This is a genomic window from Pseudomonas sp. SBT1-2 (assembly GCF_028640875.1).
Classification (GTDB): domain Bacteria; phylum Pseudomonadota; class Gammaproteobacteria; order Pseudomonadales; family Pseudomonadaceae; genus Aquipseudomonas; species Aquipseudomonas chlororaphis_I.
This window is the reverse complement of record NZ_JAQZAA010000051.1, coordinates 20,061-37,294: the sequence shown is the minus strand read 5'-3', so window position 1 is coordinate 37,294 and position 17,234 is coordinate 20,061. Positions and strand designations below refer to the sequence as shown.

Below are 17,234 nucleotides of genomic sequence, written 5' to 3'. Positions count from 1 at the left end.
GGGTTGCCTCATCTTCTGTAGGAGCGAGGCTTGCCCGCGATCAATCGCCCAGGCACCACATATCCGCTGATCGATCGCCCGAGCCTTTTACGACAGGTGCGCCGCCGATCGCAGCCTGCGGCAGCGGCTACAAAAGCCGCCCCTTTGCCTCAAGGCTTGTAGCCCTGCCCCAGCAACCAGCCACGCACGGCCCTGTCCTGCTCCGTGCTCAACCCTGCCAGCAGTTGTTGCACCGGTTCGTTGGGCAAGCGGCGCAACAGCGGCGCCAGCTCCACCCCCTGCACATGCCAGATGCCCAGCGGCTGGTCCGGGGTGATCACCACCTCGGCTTCGTCCACCAGCCCCTCGCGCAATACTGGGGCGCGCTCGATGCGCAGGGCGGAAAAGTCCGCCTCGCGGTGCGCCGGTTCACGGTCCGGCCATTGCCGGCGGGCCTGCCAGAACAGCCGTTCGGCCCAGCGCTGCTCGTCGGCGTAGAAATCGCGGCCGATGCGGGCGAAGCGCAGGAACAGTTGCTCCACCCGCCGAGCATGGAAGCGCTGCGCCAGGGCCGCGCGTTCGGGCCGTTGCAGCAGCGTGTTGATCACCGCCGGCGCCTGCAACGCCGAGGACAGCGACTGGAAGATACCGTTGCCCGACAGCGGGTCCACGGCCATGGCCGCATCGCCCACGCGAATCCAGTTGGTGCCACACACCTGCGGGCAGAGAATCGCCGTGCTGCTGCGCGCGTGCAGTTGCAAATCAAGCTCCGGCCCATCAGCGAAAAACTCCCGCACCAAGGCCGAACCCCGGCGCCGCTGACGGCAGTAATCCAGCAGTTGCGCCTTGCCCGGTAACTCGGCGCTGGCCACGTCCACTGTCAGTTGCCAGTAACACTGGCCATCGGCCTGGCGCGCCATCCAGGCCCAGCCGTCCTCAAGGCTGTGCACGGCGCTGGCGGTGGCGCCCGGCGCGCCCTGCCAACGGTTGAGCAGGCTGAGCGTTTCCGGGCCCCGCAGGCCTTTGCCCAGCGCTTTACTCAAGGCAGGCGCCTGGCGCCCGCGGGCCTCCACCAGAAAATCCGTTAGCCGCTCGGGCTGCCCCTCGATCCGTACCCGATGCCCGCTCATGGACGATTGCACCTCCAGCACCCGACCTTCGATCAACTCGACCCCGGCCTCGCGCAGATCCTCGCGCAAACCGCGATCGAAGCGCGGGCGATCCAGCAGGTATTCGACGTTCTGCGCATGGCTCTGGCCGTTCCATGCCACCTGACGCTGGGACGCCTGCAACCCTGCCTCCAGCGCCCGCCCCAGGCCGGCGCCACGCAGGGCTTCGAGCACCCGCAGCGACACCCCTTCGAGCGCCGGGAAACGCCGCCACTCGCTGACCAGCGCCACCGCGTAGCCCAGCCGTCGCAAGCCCAGGGCCACCGCGGCCCCCGCCGGACCGGCGCCGAGAATCAGCAGCGGCCTCATGGCCAGCCGCGCCGTTCGGGGCCGTGATAGCGGGCATGGGTCTGCAGCCACTGGACCACCTGCGGGTTGTCGGCGTCGTGGTGTTCGCCGAGGTAACCGGCGATATGCCCGCTCAAGGCCGCGCAGCCCAAGCTCGCGCCGGACTGGCCGGGGTGGCTGCCCTGCACGCAGGCGGCGAAATCCGCCTGCTGGCTGTCGAGCCACGACCATTCGCCGGGGGTGCAACGGGCATCGCCGGTCACCCGCAGCACACCCGGGTAGCGGGCCGGGAATACGCCTTCGCCCTGGGCCGGGCTCGATGCGCACAACAGCACGCCGCGGGCCAGGGCGGCGGCGCAGGCTTCACGCAACAGGCTGCGGTCCTGGTGCAGCCCCAGGCTGAGGTTGATCAGCCGCACCCGCTGGCTCACCAGCCAGTCCAGGGCGCTGGCGATCTGCAGGGCGCTGGTCACCCCGCGCTGGTCGAACACCTGGGCCACGCAGAAACGCGCCTTGGGCGCCCGCTCGCGGATCGCCTCGATGATCGCGCTGCCGTGGCCGAGGGGGTCCTCGCGCAAGTCGCCCTCGCCGACCCCGTCCTCCACCAGATAGAAACGCCGCCCGGCCACCACCTGCGGGCGTTGCCCGGCCGTATGCCCGCTGTCGACCACGCCGATCCGCAGCTCAGGCTTCATGGGGCACCTTCACCGATTGCAAGACGCCGTCCACCAGCTCGAAGCGCAGGTCGGCGTCGGCCAGGGTCGAGGGCCGGTGGCTGATCAGGATCCGCGTGCGCCCGGCGAACAGCCGGTCGATGGCCTCGATCACTTCGCGCTCGGTGCTTTCGTCCACCGCCGAGGTGGCTTCGTCCAGCACCAGGATCAGCGGGTCCTGCAGCAGCGCGCGGGCAATCGCGATCCGTTGTTTCTGCCCGCCGGACAGCTGCTGGCCGCGCTCGCCCAACGGGCTGTCGAGGCCTTCGGGCAGCGACTCGATCAGGCTCTCCAGTTGCGCCAGCCGCGCCACCTCGGCCACCGCCGCGCGCGGTGCGTCGGGCACGCTGTAGGCCAGGTTGTCGGCCAGGCTGCCGCGGAACAGCACGATGTCCTGGCTGACCACGGCGATGCGCCGGCGCAGCTCGAACAGGTCGAGCTGGCGCAGGTCGACGCCGTCCAGCAGCACCTGCCCGGACTGCGGGTCGTGGTGGCGTTGCAGCAGGTCGATCAGGGTCGACTTGCCGACCCCGGAGCCGCCGCCCAGGGCCACTTTCAGACCATAGGGAATCCGTGCCTCGATGCCGCGCAGAGTGCTCGGCCGCCCCGGGTGGCTGAAATGCACGTCGCGGAAATACAGCTCGCCGCCGCTGGGCATCGGCAGCGGTTGGGCCGGCGTGGTCACGCTCGGTTGTTCGCCGCGCAGCTCCATGACCCGGCCCAGGCTGACGGTCATGCGCTGGATCGCCACGTACAGCCCCAGCAGGCTCTGCACCGGCCCCACGGCCATGCCCAGGTAAGTGGAAAAGGCGATCAGCGCGCCCAGTTGCCAGGTGCCCTGCACCACCCAATAACCGCCGATCAAAAACGCACAGGCCCGCGACAGCGAGGTCAGGGTGCCGGGCACCGCCTGGGTGAAGAACTCGCTGACCTGCAGGCGCAGCAACTGGCTCATATAGCCCTGGCCCAGGCGCTCCAGGCGCCGGGCTTCGCGCTGCTGCTGGCCGGCGCTCTGGATGAACTTCATCACCGGCAGGGTCTCGACCATGAACGACGACATGTCCGCCGAACGCTCGCGCAATTGCCGCACGTCGCGCTCGACTTTGCGCCGCATCCAGCGCAACCAGAGCAGGTCCAGGGGGATCAGCAGCAGCGCCAGCAACGACAGCTGCCAGGACAGGGTCACCAGCATCGCCAGGGCCACCAGCAGGCCGATCACGCTGGACACCGCGGAGAACAGCGAGTCGACGGCAAACCGCTGGATCTCCGCCACGTCGCCATCGAGCCGCGACATCAGGTCGCCGATCCGCCGCTGCCCGTAGAAGCCCGGCGACAGGCGCTGCAAATGGCGGTACAGGTCGTCGCGCAGGGCGAACAGAATCCGCCCCGACAGGCGCGTGTGCAGGTAGCGGTTGATGCCCGACAGCGCGGTGCCCAGCAGCCCGGCGAGGATCATCAGCCCGGCGATCCACACCAGCATCGGGAAATTGCGCGCCAGCAGGCCGTCGTCGATCAGCAGCTTGGTCAGCCACGGCTGCACCAGCACCAGCAGCGAGGCGCAGACCGACAGCGCCAGCAGCCCGGCGATGGCCAGGCGCTGCGGGCGGACAAACCCATACAGCCAGCGCAAGGCGGCTTGCAGGGCCGCGGGGTCGGGGCTGTCCACCAGCCGGCTGAGCAGGCGCGACATCAACTGCGCAACTGCTTGAGCTTGCGGTACAGGGTCGCGCGGCTGATGCCCAGGGCATCGGCGGCGGCGGAAACATTGCCCTGGTGACTGTCCAGCGCCTGGCGGATCAGCTCCAGCTGGTTCTCGCGGATGCTGCCGGTGGCCGGCCGCTCGCTGGCGTTGAGATCGTCGAGCATGCTGTCGGGCAGATGCTCCAGGCTCAGGGCCGCTTCGCCCTCCTCGCGCATCGCCAGGGCGGTGCGCAGGACCATCTCCAGCTGGCGGATATTGCCCGGCCAGTGATAACCGGCCAGCAGCTGGCGCAGGTCCTCGGCCAGGGCCACCCCGGGGCTGCCGAGCTTGGCCAGCAGGACCTCCAGCAGCGCGTCGAAGTCCTCGCGTTCGCGCAGCGCCGGGAGCATCACGCTGATGCCGTTGACCCGGTAGAACAGGTCCTCGCGGAACTGCTTGTCGGCCACCTGCTGCTTGAGGTCGCGGTGGGTGGCGCAGATCAGCGCGATGTCGATGTCCTGCTCTTCGCCGGCGCCCAGCGGCGCCACCTTGCGGTCCTGCAACACCCGCAGCAGGCGCGCCTGCAAGGCCAGCGGCATATCGCCGATTTCATCGAGAAACAGGGTGCCGCCGTGGGCCTGTTGCAGGCGGCCGATCATGCCGCCACGGCGCGAACCGGTGAAGGCGCCCTCGCGATAACCGAACAGCTCCGACTCGATCAGGCCCTCGGGGATCGCCGCGCAGTTCACTGCGATAAAAGGTTTGTCGGCGCGGCTGCCGGCCAGGTGCAAGGCGCGGGCAACGACCTCCTTGCCAGTGCCGGTTTCCCCCAGCAGCAACACCGGCAAGGCATTGGCCAGGCCCTGGCGGGCCATGCGCAGGGCGCGGGCATAACGGCTGTTGCTGCCGGCCAGATTGTCGAGTTGTGGGTCGAGTTGCGGATGGCTCGGGGCATTCTTCGGCGCACTGCGCGGCACGCTGCTGACAGTGATCGAGCGTTGCGGCGCGCGCAGGGTCTTGTAGAAAAACTCGCCCTTGGCGGTCTGCAGGCTGCCGATGCCGCCCTGTTGCAGGCGCGCCAGCAAGTGCAGGCCGTCGACGCCGAGAAACTCCTCGCAGCGCCGGCCGACCAGCGCCGCGCGCGAGGCATTGAGCAACTGGCAGGCCTGGGTGCTGACCGCGAGGATCTGCCCGCCCAGGCTCAGGGCCAACAAGCCTTGCCAGGGGGACTCCAGGTACTGCCGACGACTGTGGAAGGCCAGGACGATCTGCTCCGGGTAGGAGGCGTTGAACACCCGGCTCTCGATCTGGCTGACCGCCATGGCCAGCAGCGCCGAGCTGTCCTGGAAGCGTCCCAGCGGACCTTCGCGGGTCAGGTCGAGCACGCCGAGGATCTCGCCCTGGGGGCAATGGATGGGCACTGAAGTGCAGGAAAAATGGCTCAGGCGATCCAGGTAATGTTCGCCGCAATCGATCATGGTGGTGCGTGCTTCCACCAGCGCCGTGCCCAGGGCATTGGTGCCGCGGGTGGCTTCGCTCCAGCAGGCGCCGAGGGTGATGTCCTGCACACCGCTGCCCTTGAGCCGGTCGGCCCGGCCTTCGATCGACAGAATAGTGGCGTCGGCATTGGCCAGGATGATCAGGCCATCCTGGCCCTGGCGCTCGGCCAGGTAGTCGATGGCGGGGATCGCCGCGTCGAGCAGCAGGCGATTGCTCGCCAGCAGCACCTCGAGGCTGGCGCCGGATTCCAGGGTCAGTTCCGGCTGGCCATTGAAGTGCACGCCATGGCTGAGGCTGCGCCGCCATGAGGCATCGATTTCCGCACGCAATACGCCATCGGGGACTTCGCCTTCCAGATGGAGTTTTTTCCGGGCCAGTCCGGCCTTGTGCTGCAGCTCGCCCGTTGTTGTTCTTATAAGAGTCATCAAGCGCTCCGAATCGGTCCGCCCGGCCCTCCCCGGTCCATTCCCTTGGATTGCGAGGAGCACGCAAGCCAAGGCCAATGTCTACACCCGGTTCAGATGGCAGTAAAGGGAAGTTTGGCCCGTGGCCAGCCTTGCCTTTAAGAAGCAAAACCTGCGCCACGGAACAAACCGCGCCAGGGCATCTTGACGTTAACGTAAAGCGGATGGCAAGTGCCGTATGGCGCAAAGGAGACGCCTGCGTCATCGCCCATCGCGGGCCATCGAGCGTCGCCCGGCCGCTCCTACAGATGCCGGTGTCTCTGTAGGAGCGAGGCTTGCCCGCGAAGCGATTTCACAACCACAGCAATCAGAACTTCCAGGCTGAGGCTACGGATGCATTCGCCGAGACAGGTGCACCTGTACAGGTCACTGCCACTTTGCTTTGCAGACAGGCAGGCAGAAATACGCACGATTTATTTGTGCCAACCTACAACTTTGCCAATGACCCATAGGAGAAAAGCAAAGCCCAGAAGCCCGATTACGCTCCACTGCAGCACTACCAGCTTTCGTTTAAACGGCGCGGGAAAATTGTTTAAATCCTCGGCACTCAACTCCCCCCTTTTGAGATAAAAACCGGGAAACGTCACGATCCCGGAGATCCCCCCAATCAGTAAAAGTTTCCCCCAGGGGCCGCCGTGTCTTAACGGAGCGCGGGCCATGATGGCTGAACAGTTTTTCAGATGGTCCAGGAGTTCATCCAGCTTGGTATAAGCCATGTGCAACGCGACACCGATCCAGACAAATGCACCGAGAATCACGACTCCGCCCAGGTAGCCGAAAACGATCTCAGGGGTATTCATTGGCAGCTCTCGTAAATGACCTCAAACAACACCCAGCTTGACCACCGCCGCAAGGCCCGTCATGACCAATAGCAGCCCTAATCCACTCCACTGCAGCACGACCAACTTGCGCTTAAGCGCCGCAGGAAACCCAAGCAAATCCTCGGCACTGACCCAACCACGCTTAAGGTGAAAATTGGGGAAAGTCACAAAACTGGCAATGCTCCCGACCAGAATCAGTTTCCCCCATGGACCACCGTGCCTGAGCGTGGTCAATGTGCTGAGCACAGCACTGTTCTTCAGATGATCCAACATCAAGTCCATCTTGGTGTAGGCCATGTGCAAGTAGATACCGAGCGAAATAAATATCCCTGCAAAATCGACGAGGCCGACCACCAGAAATATTTTGTCTGCCGTATTCAGGCTCATTTGACTGCCTCATAAATTTTCTCAGCCATTGCTTCTCCGGCAGTTTCACCAAGGGCACCAGCAGCAAAAGAAGCGCCCCCTACCACCACCACACCACAAGCCAAAGAAGCTAAGCCACCTGTTGGAATACCCAATCCAACGCACAATGCTCCGACTGTGTTGCCTGTTAACACCGCACCTGAGAACGCACCACCTGCGACCCCACCAGCAAAGCCCCCCATCTTCGTGAACTTGACCCGCTCACAAGCCTCGGTGTTGCCTGCCGTACAGACGTCCTGAACCTTCATATAAGAAGCTCCACCGCCAAGAGCCGTGCCGATCCAGCCGCCATACTTGACGACTTTAGCCGCCTTGGCCACTCCCTCGATGTGCGTGGCATAACCGGGAATCTGCTCCGCGGCCCCGGCCTTGGTCCAGCGGTGAACCAGACTGCGGCTGGAGATCCCCAAGGCACTTTTCAAGTTCGGATGATCGGGGAAGCCAATGCCTTTTCGGGTCATGGAGGTGAGTCGGGTATTGAGTTGTACCAATAGTTTTTTACGTTCGGCAAAGAACTCCGGCGACCGCAGGTGGCCCTCTTTCTGGAACGTGCGTTGATGCAACGCTTCGATATCACGCAGTGTGGTTTTGACGTCTTCCAGGTTCTTGGCAAACATCGCTTCACCGATGCCGATAGCCGTCGAACCCTGTGCCAGAAAGTTTTCGATTTCGTCTCGGTGCCTGGCCATAAAGTTCGCTTCTTCCGCGCTGAGCGGTTTGAGTGCGTCATTGGTCTTGGCCGCGGCCTCCATCAGCAACCCTTCTTCGCGGGTACATTGCAGGTTATTGGGATCGCTGAGCAGGATCATCGAGCCCGCTTTGACGTCACTCAAGTCGGGATTCAGCGCCTCAAACTTGCTCATCACGGCTGGGTTGCGAGCAGTGAACAGCACGGACTCAAGCTGTTCACGGCTCATGCTTTCAGGCACGACGTAAAAGCCCGGCTCCTGCGGTTGAGGTCTTACGACAGGTTCGGCATCAGGCAACGCAGGCTTGGCTTTTTCTTGCACGCGATGATCCAGAGAACTCGCCGCCCAGCCCTTTCCAGTGATGTGTGAATACTTGCCGAACGTGTCACCGCTCAAAGGGCTGAAAGGGTCATTCGAGACCAGCAGCCAATCGCCCTTTTCTACGCTCGCCAGGATTTCGCGCAGATCATCGTTCGATAGATGGCCGCGCGAACTGCCGTAGGCATAAAGCAAATCATCCAGCCCATCGATTCTGTTGCCGTAATGTCCGAGGGCCTGCTGAACCTCGAACCGGGCAAAAAATGGCAACTCGATTTTGTTGAAACCAATTCCTTCACGCTCGCGATCTTGCCGACGAATAAGGCGCAACCCCATACACCCTCCTCCCTGATAAACGACACATCCAAACAAGCCGTTGAACGCGGCGGATCTATTGATAAGGCGGGGGGATGGTGCTGGCCGTCATCTGTCGGCTCAAGGGAACAGAGCACTTGAACAGGGTAAAACCGTGTATTTCAGGAGAGTCCTACAAGCGTGCCTGTACTTGTCTGACGCTGGAGCCGGATCAGGGCCTGAGCAGGCGCATTGATCGCTTACTGCCTTGTTACGTTCAGTCATTGAGCCGGGGCTTGCACTCATGAAAGAGCGTCATTACTCTGCGCCGGTCGCTGCCAAATCAGCGACCGGGTGTAGGAGCCCGAGTATCACACCGTGCACAAGCGCCCAGCTTTTTCTGGGTGTTTTTTGCTGCCCTGTGTTTATGGCGGCTGTGCGCGGGCACGCTTCGGCGTGGCCGGCCGTGTGTCCGGTCTCCTACCCCGCGTACAGCTGCCACCCCGCTTGTAGGAGGGTTGGGTGGTCGCCCACTTAACACACGGAGCTACATCAATGAACGGATATATCCCGCTTCACAGCACTGCCACCGAACATCCTGTCCTGCTGATCGATTCCAACGCCTCGCTGGTGGACTTACTGGCCTGCGCCGACCGGCGCGTTCGCGCCATTCACAAACTGATGAACAGCCTGTCTTGCATGACCGCGCGTACTGCGGATGAAAGTGATTTGTTCCAGATCGCCGATATCGCTTCGCTGCTGTTGAGCGATGGTGTGGCGTTGCTGGATGTTGCCCAGGGTAAGGCGATGCAAGGGCCGTCTCTAAGCGCTTAAGCTTCCCCTCCCGACGTCCTCTGCGACAGCCTGTTGCAGGCACTAAAAAAGCCCCTGGATCTTTTGATTCAGGGGCTTTGGTATGAGTGGTGTGCATCGGCGGCGCGTTATCGTTGACGTTTATTGTGGGCAGGGCCGATCCCGCCCCGCCCGGGATGGATAAAACGTCCCCCCTGTCGACCTAGAACGCCCAGCGCATACCCAGCACGACCTCGCTGGAGACCAGGTTGGCCTTCATCTTTTCGTCCTGCAGGCCGCGGGCATTGGGGAAGTTGTTCCAGCCACTTTCGGTGTCGCCCATGTCGATGTAGCGATAGCCGAGGTCCAGGGCCAGGCGATCGGTCACGTCGTAGGCAACGCCGGCACCGAGGGACCAGGCCAGGTTGGTCTGGGTCGCGGAGCCGTACTGGCGCGACTCGTTACCCTGCCAGCCCTTCGATTCGAGCTGGGCCAGGCCCAGCCCGGCGGAACCGTAGACCGACAGCTTCTCGGTCACCCGGAAGTCCCGGTAGGCGTTGAGCATCACCCGCCTGGACTCGATGTGGTGCTCGTTGAGGCTGGTGGGGAACGTGGTCGAGCCGCTGGTGAATTTGTCCTTCTGCGGCAGGGACAACTCGCCCTCCACGCGCCAGCCATTGCCGAACCGGTAACCGACCCCGATAGAGCCCGTCATGTCCTTCTGGCTGTCGTCGCCGGACACGAACGCGCCAATACCGGGACGTGCGCTGGAATCCATATTGCGGGCTTTGCGCTCGGCGCTGATCACCCGGGCGACCCCGTAGTAGCCCTCCTCTTCGGCCGGAGCGGCCAGGGCCAATGAGCTGTAGGCCACAGGGGCGAACAGCAGTGCGACGGAGATTTTTGTAAGCGTTTTCATGCCTGGTTGTGTCTCTTGTCGTTTAAATGAAAGCTTCAGTGCCTCGTGCCGTCAGCCGCGGCTATCGACCGCCGCCGCACCGTTGGAAATGATCACCTCGACCCGACGGTTCAACTGGCGCGATTGCGCCGTGGTGTCGTCGGCCACCGGGTATTCCTTGCCGTAGCCCTGGGTGAAGATGCGGTTCATGTCGACGCCCAGGCGCTCCAGGGCAAAGGCCACGCTTTCGGCGCGACGCTCGGAGAGCTTCTGGTTGAAGGCATCGCTGCCCACGCTGTCGGTGAAGCCTTCGATGCGCACCTTGCGCTCGGGGTTGTTGATCAGGAAGTCGGCCAGTTGCTGGACGTTGCGCTGGTTGCCGGGCTTGAGGCTGGCCTTGCCGGTGTCGAACAGCACGTCGCCGAAGGTGACCACCTCGCCCCGTGAGGTCTGCTTGGCGTTCATCGCCTGCAGGGCCTTGAGCTGCTGGGTGCGCACATCCAGCTGGACCTGGGTGCGCTGCACGTCGATGTTGCTCAGGCCGGCCTCGGCCTTGCGCCCGAGAATGGTCTGCTCGGCCAGGGCGATCTTCTGCTTGGCCAGGTAAGCCAGCTGGTCGATCTCGGGAGAGCGGCGATCCTGTACCGAGGTCAGGTCCGCCTTGCCCAGGGCGATAAAGGCGTCCTGGGTTTCTAGGGCGGCCAGGGTGCTCGACTCAGGCTTGCTCTGCAGCTGCGAATAGAGCTTGCGCGCCTCGATCAGTTGCGGGTTTTCAGGGGTGGCGGCGCAGCCTGTCAGGACCAGCGCGAACGCGCACAGCGAAGGGAAAATCAATGAAGTTCGCATGGAAAATTCCTCAGTTAAAAGATCGGTGAGGCTGGATTCACCCCAGCATCGGGCGCCTGCAGCATTTCCTGCTTGAGGACCTGGATACCGGTCTGCGCATCCTTCAGTTCTTTCTGCAATTTCGCGGTGCGCGCCATGCGCTCGGCCAGGGCCGAGTCCGCCTCGATCTGCTCGGCCAGGCCCTTGGCCTTGCCGAAGTTCTTCTCGCCAAGGGCGCGGTCCATCAGCACGGTCTTGTCCTGCGCGGTCTTCATCTGTACCGGCGCGTACTGGGTCGCCCCGGCGGATACCGCGCGGCTCAGGGCATTCCTGGCCAGGGACACCTGTTCATCCGGCGCCGGCGCGCTGGCGCAGGCGCTGATCAATACCGTGCCGGTGAGCAGGGAAGCCCAGAAAATGGCTCGCCGACGTGCATGTTTAGTGCTCATAAAGTTCTCCAGATGTTCTCTACCAGCCAGTGCTCGAAGCCTTCTTCACTCAAGTGAGAGGCAATAGGAATCCACATGCGCATCACCCACGGGCAATGCGCAGTTGCTGACTGATGGTTCATTGGGCCGGTGGATCGATGATGCTCATCGGCACGCTCAGCGGATCAGCGTCTGGCCTGTCGACCAGCGCTGAAGAGCTGTACCTCATCTTGCGTGAGCACCCAGGCCAACAACCGAGGCAATGGCCTCAGTTGCTGTATGAAATTTCCCAAGGGCTCAGTCTTCGTCCACTTCGCGCTGATTAACCGGCTGCGCGGGGCGATGGTTGTCGGGAAACAATTGGTGGATTTTCTCGATTTGCGCCCTGGAGAGTTCAATGGGTTGTTCGAACAACACCCATTGCACACCCTCTGTGCAGGGCGGCGTGGTCAGTGAGCCGGTGTAGAAGACATGGTGACTGTTGGCAGGCAGCAGTGAGCCGAGATCAGGTGCGTCCTTGGCACTCAGGGTCGCTTCCTTGCCCTCGCGATCAGGCAGTTGCTTCCACAACCCGGCAAGCGCCTGGTTGTTGTGCCCTTGCTTGACCATCAGCCCGATGACCAGCAAGTGGCCGTCCGGGTCCTGGTTGACCAGGTGCACCTCCATTGGATAGGCGCGATGGTCGATCCGGTGCTCGCTGGGCGTATGAAAGTGGAACTGCACCAGGCGGTATTCACGGCCCTTGAAGGTGACTGTTTCGCCATCGATCACATTGGCCTGAATGGTGTGGCCATTGTTGACGACTTTGAGTGACGACACGCCATAGCTGATGTTCAAGTCCGAGGCGCTGCCTTTGACGGGTCGAACTTTTTTAATCTCGACATCGATTGGAGACTGTTGCGCGCCTTGGGCACAGAGTTCGCTGCCAAACTCGCCCCAGTGTGCGGGGCCATGGTCGCCGTGGTAAGTCCAGTCGGCCGCAGTGGCGTGCAGGCTGGACAGGGAAAGGAACAATGGACCGAACAGATAAACCGGACGAATAAATGACTTCATGGAGCCTCCTCAATTTTGATGAACAGCCAAGTTCGACTGACACGAATCCATAAGTGCCTCATCCACTGGCAATGCACAACGGCTTACTGAAGGTTTATTGGGCCTGCTGGGCTGGCTAGGCTCGAACGGAAACGCGCAACCAGGGCAGCGCTTTCAGGCTGGCCCATTGGGATGGCGGGTCGATGATGCTCATCAGCACGCTCAGCGAGTCGGCGTCTGGCGTGTCGGCCAGGCAGGCACGCACCGGCTGCTCCGGGCTGTGCAGCATCAGCTCGAGCGATGGCGCGGGGCTGTCGTAGAACAGCGCATGGCGGATCTGCGGGCGGGCGCGACAGAACTGCTGCATGTCGACGCCATGGGGCAAGGCCAGGGCCTTGTTGACGATCAGCAGATCGAACGACGGCTGCGGGCCGCTGGTCAGCAACGCCAGCTCGTCGAAGGTGCGGATCGGCGCGATGCGGTAGTAATCAAGGCGATTGAGCAGCTTTTCGATGTGCAGCAACTGCTCGTGGCGCTCGTCGGCGATCAGGATGCGCAGGGCTTTGTTGGTCATGCGCGCTGGCTCCGCTGTTGTCCGCCTTCGAGCCAGCGCAGCAGGTCGCCGCTGCTCATGGGTTTGGCATACCAGTACCCCTGGCCTTGGGTGCAGCCCATGTTCAGCAGGTGCTGGCGTTGCTCATCGGTCTCGATGCCCTCCACCACCACCGCCATCCCCAGGGCTTCACCCAGGGCCAGAGTGCTGCTGACCACCGCATGGCAACGCGGCTCCTGGGTCAGCGCCTGGACGAACCCGGCATCCAGTTTGATTTCGTTGAAAGGCAGCTGGAGCAAACGCTGGAGCGAAGAAAAGCCGCTGCCGAAATCGTCGATCGACAATCGGCAGCCCATCATCCGCAAGCGATACAGACACGCCAGGCTGGTTTCCGGCGCTTGCAGCAGGCCGCTCTCGGTCAACTCGAAGGTCAGGCTGGAACCGCGCGCGCCGTACTCGCTGAGCAAACTGCGGATCTGCGAAGCGAGGGTGCCGTTGGACAATTGCCCGGCGTGCAGATTGAACGCGAAGTTGAGGTCATGCCCCAGCGCCCGCAATTGCTGTTGCAGCGCCAGCCCCTGGTGCAGTTGCTGGCTCAGCAGCTCATCGAGCAAGCCGTCGCGTTCCAGCACCGGCAGGAAACACGCGGGCGACAGCACCTTGCCGGAGGCATGCCGCCAGCGCGCCAGCACTTCGACCCCGGTGATCTCCCCCGTCTCCAGGATGAATTTCGGCTGGAAGAACGCGCACAACTCGTGGGCCGCCAGGGCCTCGCGTACCTGAGCCTCATCCGGAAAGATCTCCGGCGGTTCGGGTGATGTTCCGGTACGCGGCACAGCGCAATGCTTTTTTAGCAAGCGCTCCAGGGCTTCGTAGGGCAGCGGCTTGCCGATATCGCCGAGCAGTTCCAGGTTCAACAGGGAAATGATCTGCCGCACCGTACGGCGCAAGTCGGCGGACAGCGAGCTGCTGATGATCACCGACCCCACCTGCCCCGAATGGCCGACCGCCTGCAAAAACTCCAGGCCATCCATGCCGTCCATGCGCAGGTCGCACAGGGCGATATCCACCGGGCCGACCTCGTCCAGCACCGCCAGCGCCTGCGCGCCATCCGCGGCCTGGAACACCTCCGTACAACCCAGCTGCTGCAACATGCTCACGGCAATGGCGCGCTGGAACGAATGATCTTCAAGGACGATGACACGCAAAGTAGAAACAGGCATTGGACCCACCCACGACAAGTGCTGGACGCCCATCTTGTGTCACTGCCCGGGGAAATAACCGAGGCAACGGCCTGAGTTGCTGTATGAAATTTCCCAAGGGTCGCCGTACCAATAAAAAGCATCGCCGCACGGGTAAGAACTGTCGGCAAAAACTGCCTGTAAAAACTGCCCGTAAAAACTGCCCGTAAAAAAAAGCCCAGCCGAGGCTGGGCAAAGGAGGGAACTCCGTCTTACCAGAGGTAGCGATAACCGAGCGTCACGCCCCATGGCTGTTCAAGGTCATTGCCCTTGGCGAACTCGGCATCGAGGGAAAGCTTGCTGCGCTCGCTGACTTGCAGGATCCCGCCAAACCCCAGCTCGGCCCGGTTGCCCGGCAACTCGGACTTGAGCGTGTGGCCGTTGACCCGGACATGGCTATCACCCGCATGTTCGGCGATGTAGGACGCCTTGACATAAGGCTGGGCCCGCATGCCATTGCCCAGTTCCAGGCTGCGGCCGAACAGCGAGCCGACGCGGCTTTGCAAGGAATCCATGGCCGCCGAATCAACCCGCAGGCCGTTGCTAGCGGTGTAGTTCGCGCCCGTGGTGCGGGTGGCGCTGAGCTCGACCTGCGGCTCGACGAACCAGCCATCCTTGAGCTTGATGTGCTTGCCTACCTCCACATCGACGCCATAGCCATTGGCGCTGTAGGAACCCTTGACCGCGTTGCCCAGGTTGGTCGGCAGCTTGAGGTCATTGTCGAAACGGCTGTACTTGAGGACGCTGTCGACATACACCCCGTTATCGTTCAGGTAGGTGGCGTAGACCCCGAGCATCCGGCTGTCGATCTGCCCGGACGCGCCTTCGCCGAAGTTCAGCTCGGACTTGGCAGTACCGAGCATGCCGCCGACATAGACCTTGCCACTGGCCAGGCCGATCGCCTTGTCCGCGCCGATCTCGACCCCGCTGTTGTTCTGGCTGAACGCCCGGCTGGAATGCTCGGCGATGTTGTAGCGACTGCCGATGGCCCGGGTCCAGACACCGCCTTCATCCTTACCCAGGCGCAGCTCGCCCAGGCGTTTCACCAGGGTATTCATCTGCGCATTCCACAAGGTGGCGGCGGCGGTCTGTGAGGCGATGGCGGCATTGGCGCCCGCCGACAGATGGGCCGGGGCCGGGTCTACAGGAATCACAGGGTCAACCGGATTGATCGGGTTGACGGGATCGACAGGTGGATCGATAGGGTCGACCGGAGGATCAACCGGCGCGACACCCGCGGTGTTGACCAGGTACCAGTCGTTCGCCCGCTGCTCCAGGGTGTAGCGGAAGGCGCCGGCGTCCACATGCCCGCCATACAGGCTGAAGCCCCCCGCGCCACCGTTGCCATCCACCACCATCAGCTTGCCGTTGGCCGCCGCCGGCTCATGGCCGGAGTCTTCCACCACCAGGGTGTGGGCGCCTTCGATCGAACCGCCGACCTTGATCAGGTCGCCCTGCTCGCTGGCCAGGTCACTGTTCATCATGAAGGTGCCGTTGCCGGTGAGGTCGCCGTCGATGGCCAGCACGCTGTGCGAAGGACTGCTGAAACGCACCTGCCCTTGCGCCAGGTTCAACTGCCCGATCTGCGAGCTGCCGGTCATGTCCCAGGCGCTTTGATTCAGGGTCAGCACATTCAGGCCATGGGCCGTGCCGGACAGGCTGGAACCGTCCTCCAGCAGCAGTTGCGAATTGCGTGCGTTGGCCTGGATCGCGCCGCTCAGGCTCGACTGGCTGGCCTTGATCAGCACGTCTTCACTGTCGAGCACACGGCCATCGGCGAGGGTGCGTTGATCCACCGCCAACAGGGTGTCCGCGCTGAGCGTCGAGCCGCTCAGATCGATTTGCGCGCTGCCGCCCTGGACGCTGATGGCCCGGCCATTGGCAGCGTCGATCTGGGTGTTGTTCAGCTCGAAGGTATTGCTGACGCCAGCACTGGCCAGCGACTGCAAGCCGATACTGTCGGTACCAGCGGCCTGGATACTCAGGTTGTCCAGGCGTAAGGTCCCGCCGTTATTGGCCTGGACCGCCCGCGCCCCGTTGCCGCTCAGGGTGATGGACGAATCAGCGGCTTCGATGGTCGAGCCGGAATAGGCCGCCAGGCCGATGGCCGTCTGGTCGCTGCTCAGGTCGATGTTCTCAAGGCTGATCTGCGAACGGTCGGAAGCAAAGGCGCCGACACTGCTGGCCCCGACCTGCAGCGACAGGTTGCGCCCCTCGATGGAAGAAACATTGCCGGCATACAGCGCATAGGCCTGGTTGCCCTGGGTGTGCACGCGGCCACCGTCAAGGCTGGCTTTGCCACCCAACTGGGTGAAGACGCCAATGGCGTTGGCGCCCTGGGTGTCGATGCTGAGGTTGTTCGCCAGCAACTGGCTGTCGGCATTCGGTACCCAGACGCCATAGGCGTTGGCGCCGCGGGTGGCAATCCGCGTGTCGTCCAGGGTCGCCGTGGCGTTGCGGTTGACGTTGACCCCAATGGCGTTGTCGCCCGTGGTGCGGACGTCGCTGTCGCTGAGATTGGCCAGCGCCCGCTGGCTGCTGTCGGCACCCAGCAGGTACAGGCCATGGGCATTGTCGCCCGAGGTCTGGAAACGGCTGCCGCTGGCGCTGAGCAGACTGGCGCCCGACAGGTCGGCCGCCGAGGAAAAGCGCCCCTGGGTCTCCAGGCTCACACCATCCGCCTGCACCCGGGCGCCCTGCCCCAGGTTCAAGGCAAAGGAATTGTCGCCCGCCGTGCTTACTCCGGTACGGTTCAGTTCCCCGGTCTGGTTGCTACCGGCGAAGCTGAAACCATGGCTGGCATCGCCCAGGGTCGACACCCTCGAATCGTTGGCCAGCACCGAACTGTTGGTGCCCGACAACAGCACCCCGTGGCTGAACTGGCCGTTGGCGCTAATCACGCTGTCGCGGATGCTGATGGGGAAATCATTCCCGCCATCGCGCACCCCGGGGAAGTTGTTCCCGGTCACGTCGATGGTCACGCCATCCAGTACCAGGCCAGGCACGCTAATGGCCTGGGCGTTCCCCATGGTCATGACTTCCAGCGCCACGCCCCCCACCACACAGACCAGACGACACTTCGCTTTAGCAGGCATACAACACATCCCTTATTTTTTTCAGCAC

15 protein-coding genes are annotated in these 17,234 nt (G+C 63.2%); 1 reads left to right on the top strand and 14 read right to left on the bottom strand.

Translation table 11 applies throughout. The features are described from left to right. Nucleotides 1–149: 149 nt before the first annotated feature. From qhpG to PVZ78_RS06135, 7 genes are all read right to left on the bottom strand, one after another. Nucleotides 150–1,457, bottom strand: a complete 1,308-nt coding sequence (gene qhpG, locus PVZ78_RS06165) for a flavin-dependent monooxygenase QhpG (RefSeq protein ID WP_273828384.1) — start codon at nt 1,455–1,457, stop codon at nt 150–152. Beyond that, nucleotides 1,454–2,131, bottom strand: coding sequence for a subtilisin-like serine protease QhpE (qhpE, locus tag PVZ78_RS06160; RefSeq protein ID WP_273828383.1), 678 nt, complete (start codon nt 2,129–2,131; stop codon nt 1,454–1,456). The genes qhpG and qhpE overlap by 4 nt, the downstream gene beginning before the upstream one ends. Further along, nucleotides 2,121–3,839: an ABC transporter ATP-binding protein gene (locus PVZ78_RS06155; RefSeq protein ID WP_103331674.1), complete on the bottom strand. Its 1,719-nt coding sequence runs from the start codon at nt 3,837–3,839 to the stop codon at nt 2,121–2,123. The genes qhpE and PVZ78_RS06155 overlap by 11 nt, the downstream gene beginning before the upstream one ends. Next, on the bottom strand, nt 3,839–5,755 hold the full coding sequence (locus PVZ78_RS06150) for a sigma-54-dependent Fis family transcriptional regulator (protein ID WP_273828382.1): 1,917 nt from the start codon (nt 5,753–5,755) through the stop codon (nt 3,839–3,841). The genes PVZ78_RS06155 and PVZ78_RS06150 overlap by 1 nt, the downstream gene beginning before the upstream one ends. 452 nt (nt 5,756–6,207) lie before the next feature. Then, on the bottom strand, nt 6,208–6,594 hold the full coding sequence (locus PVZ78_RS06145; protein WP_080710586.1) for a hypothetical protein: 387 nt from the start codon (nt 6,592–6,594) through the stop codon (nt 6,208–6,210). 21 nt (nt 6,595–6,615) lie between these two features. Beyond that, nucleotides 6,616–7,002, bottom strand: a complete 387-nt coding sequence (locus tag PVZ78_RS06140) for a hypothetical protein (protein ID WP_038577387.1) — start codon at nt 7,000–7,002, stop codon at nt 6,616–6,618. Beyond that, nucleotides 6,999–8,384, bottom strand: coding sequence for a hypothetical protein (locus PVZ78_RS06135; RefSeq protein WP_273828381.1), 1,386 nt, complete (start codon nt 8,382–8,384; stop codon nt 6,999–7,001). Before PVZ78_RS06135 ends, PVZ78_RS06140 begins: the two co-directional genes overlap by 4 nt. Nucleotides 8,385–8,897: 513 nt before the next feature. Here PVZ78_RS06135 and PVZ78_RS06130 point away from each other — a divergent pair. After that, nucleotides 8,898–9,176: a hypothetical protein gene (locus PVZ78_RS06130; RefSeq protein ID WP_038633999.1), complete on the top strand. Its 279-nt coding sequence runs from the start codon at nt 8,898–8,900 to the stop codon at nt 9,174–9,176. A 181-nt stretch (nt 9,177–9,357) separates the two neighbouring features. Here PVZ78_RS06130 and PVZ78_RS06125 read toward each other — a convergent pair whose 3' ends face one another. From PVZ78_RS06125 to PVZ78_RS06095, 7 genes are all read right to left on the bottom strand, one after another. Continuing rightward, the gene (locus PVZ78_RS06125) at nt 9,358–10,053 is read right to left on the bottom strand and encodes an outer membrane protein (protein WP_273828380.1); all 696 of its coding nucleotides are present in this window, start codon (nt 10,051–10,053) and stop codon (nt 9,358–9,360) included. A gap of 51 nt (nt 10,054–10,104) precedes the next feature. Beyond that, nucleotides 10,105–10,878: an OmpA family protein gene (locus PVZ78_RS06120; RefSeq protein ID WP_273828379.1), complete on the bottom strand. Its 774-nt coding sequence runs from the start codon at nt 10,876–10,878 to the stop codon at nt 10,105–10,107. Nucleotides 10,879–10,892: 14 nt separating this feature from the next. Then, nucleotides 10,893–11,306, bottom strand: a complete 414-nt coding sequence (locus tag PVZ78_RS06115; protein WP_273828378.1) for a DUF4398 domain-containing protein — start codon at nt 11,304–11,306, stop codon at nt 10,893–10,895. Between the two features lie 276 nt (nt 11,307–11,582). Further along, the gene (locus PVZ78_RS06110; protein WP_273828377.1) at nt 11,583–12,338 is read right to left on the bottom strand and encodes a carbonic anhydrase; all 756 of its coding nucleotides are present in this window, start codon (nt 12,336–12,338) and stop codon (nt 11,583–11,585) included. A 115-nt stretch (nt 12,339–12,453) separates the two neighbouring features. Next, nucleotides 12,454–12,891: a chemotaxis protein CheY gene (locus PVZ78_RS06105; protein WP_273828376.1), complete on the bottom strand. Its 438-nt coding sequence runs from the start codon at nt 12,889–12,891 to the stop codon at nt 12,454–12,456. Further along, entirely contained in the window at nt 12,888–14,093 is a 1,206-nt protein-coding gene (locus tag PVZ78_RS06100; RefSeq protein WP_273828375.1) for an EAL domain-containing response regulator, read from the bottom strand. The genes PVZ78_RS06105 and PVZ78_RS06100 overlap by 4 nt, the downstream gene beginning before the upstream one ends. A 230-nt stretch (nt 14,094–14,323) precedes the next feature. Beyond that, nucleotides 14,324–17,206, bottom strand: coding sequence for an autotransporter outer membrane beta-barrel domain-containing protein (locus tag PVZ78_RS06095; RefSeq protein WP_273828374.1), 2,883 nt, complete (start codon nt 17,204–17,206; stop codon nt 14,324–14,326). Nucleotides 17,207–17,234: the final 28 nt, after the last annotated feature.

Excerpts from the sequence above, each read along its gene's own strand:
- PVZ78_RS06110 (WP_273828377.1), bottom strand. The coding sequence starts at position 12,338 with ATGAAGTCATTTATTCGTCCGGTTTATCTGTTCGGTCCATTGTTCCTT.
- PVZ78_RS06150 (WP_273828382.1), bottom strand. The coding sequence starts at position 5,755 with ATGACTCTTATAAGAACAACAACGGGCGAGCTGCAGCACAAGGCCGGA.
- PVZ78_RS06125 (WP_273828380.1), bottom strand. The coding sequence starts at position 10,053 with ATGAAAACGCTTACAAAAATCTCCGTCGCACTGCTGTTCGCCCCTGTG.
- PVZ78_RS06095 (WP_273828374.1), bottom strand. The coding sequence starts at position 17,206 with ATGCCTGCTAAAGCGAAGTGTCGTCTGGTCTGTGTGGTGGGGGGCGTG.
- PVZ78_RS06140 (WP_038577387.1), bottom strand. The coding sequence starts at position 7,002 with ATGAGCCTGAATACGGCAGACAAAATATTTCTGGTGGTCGGCCTCGTC.
- PVZ78_RS06155 (WP_103331674.1), bottom strand. The coding sequence starts at position 3,839 with ATGTCGCGCCTGCTCAGCCGGCTGGTGGACAGCCCCGACCCCGCGGCC.
- PVZ78_RS06145 (WP_080710586.1), bottom strand. The coding sequence starts at position 6,594 with ATGAATACCCCTGAGATCGTTTTCGGCTACCTGGGCGGAGTCGTGATT.
- qhpE (WP_273828383.1), bottom strand. The coding sequence starts at position 2,131 with ATGAAGCCTGAGCTGCGGATCGGCGTGGTCGACAGCGGGCATACGGCC.
- PVZ78_RS06135 (WP_273828381.1), bottom strand. The coding sequence starts at position 8,384 with ATGGGGTTGCGCCTTATTCGTCGGCAAGATCGCGAGCGTGAAGGAATT.
- PVZ78_RS06115 (WP_273828378.1), bottom strand. The coding sequence starts at position 11,306 with ATGAGCACTAAACATGCACGTCGGCGAGCCATTTTCTGGGCTTCCCTG.
- PVZ78_RS06100 (WP_273828375.1), bottom strand. The coding sequence starts at position 14,093 with ATGCCTGTTTCTACTTTGCGTGTCATCGTCCTTGAAGATCATTCGTTC.
- PVZ78_RS06120 (WP_273828379.1), bottom strand. The coding sequence starts at position 10,878 with ATGCGAACTTCATTGATTTTCCCTTCGCTGTGCGCGTTCGCGCTGGTC.
- PVZ78_RS06105 (WP_273828376.1), bottom strand. The coding sequence starts at position 12,891 with ATGACCAACAAAGCCCTGCGCATCCTGATCGCCGACGAGCGCCACGAG.
- PVZ78_RS06130 (WP_038633999.1), top strand. The coding sequence starts at position 8,898 with ATGAACGGATATATCCCGCTTCACAGCACTGCCACCGAACATCCTGTC.
- qhpG (WP_273828384.1), bottom strand. The coding sequence starts at position 1,457 with ATGAGGCCGCTGCTGATTCTCGGCGCCGGTCCGGCGGGGGCCGCGGTG.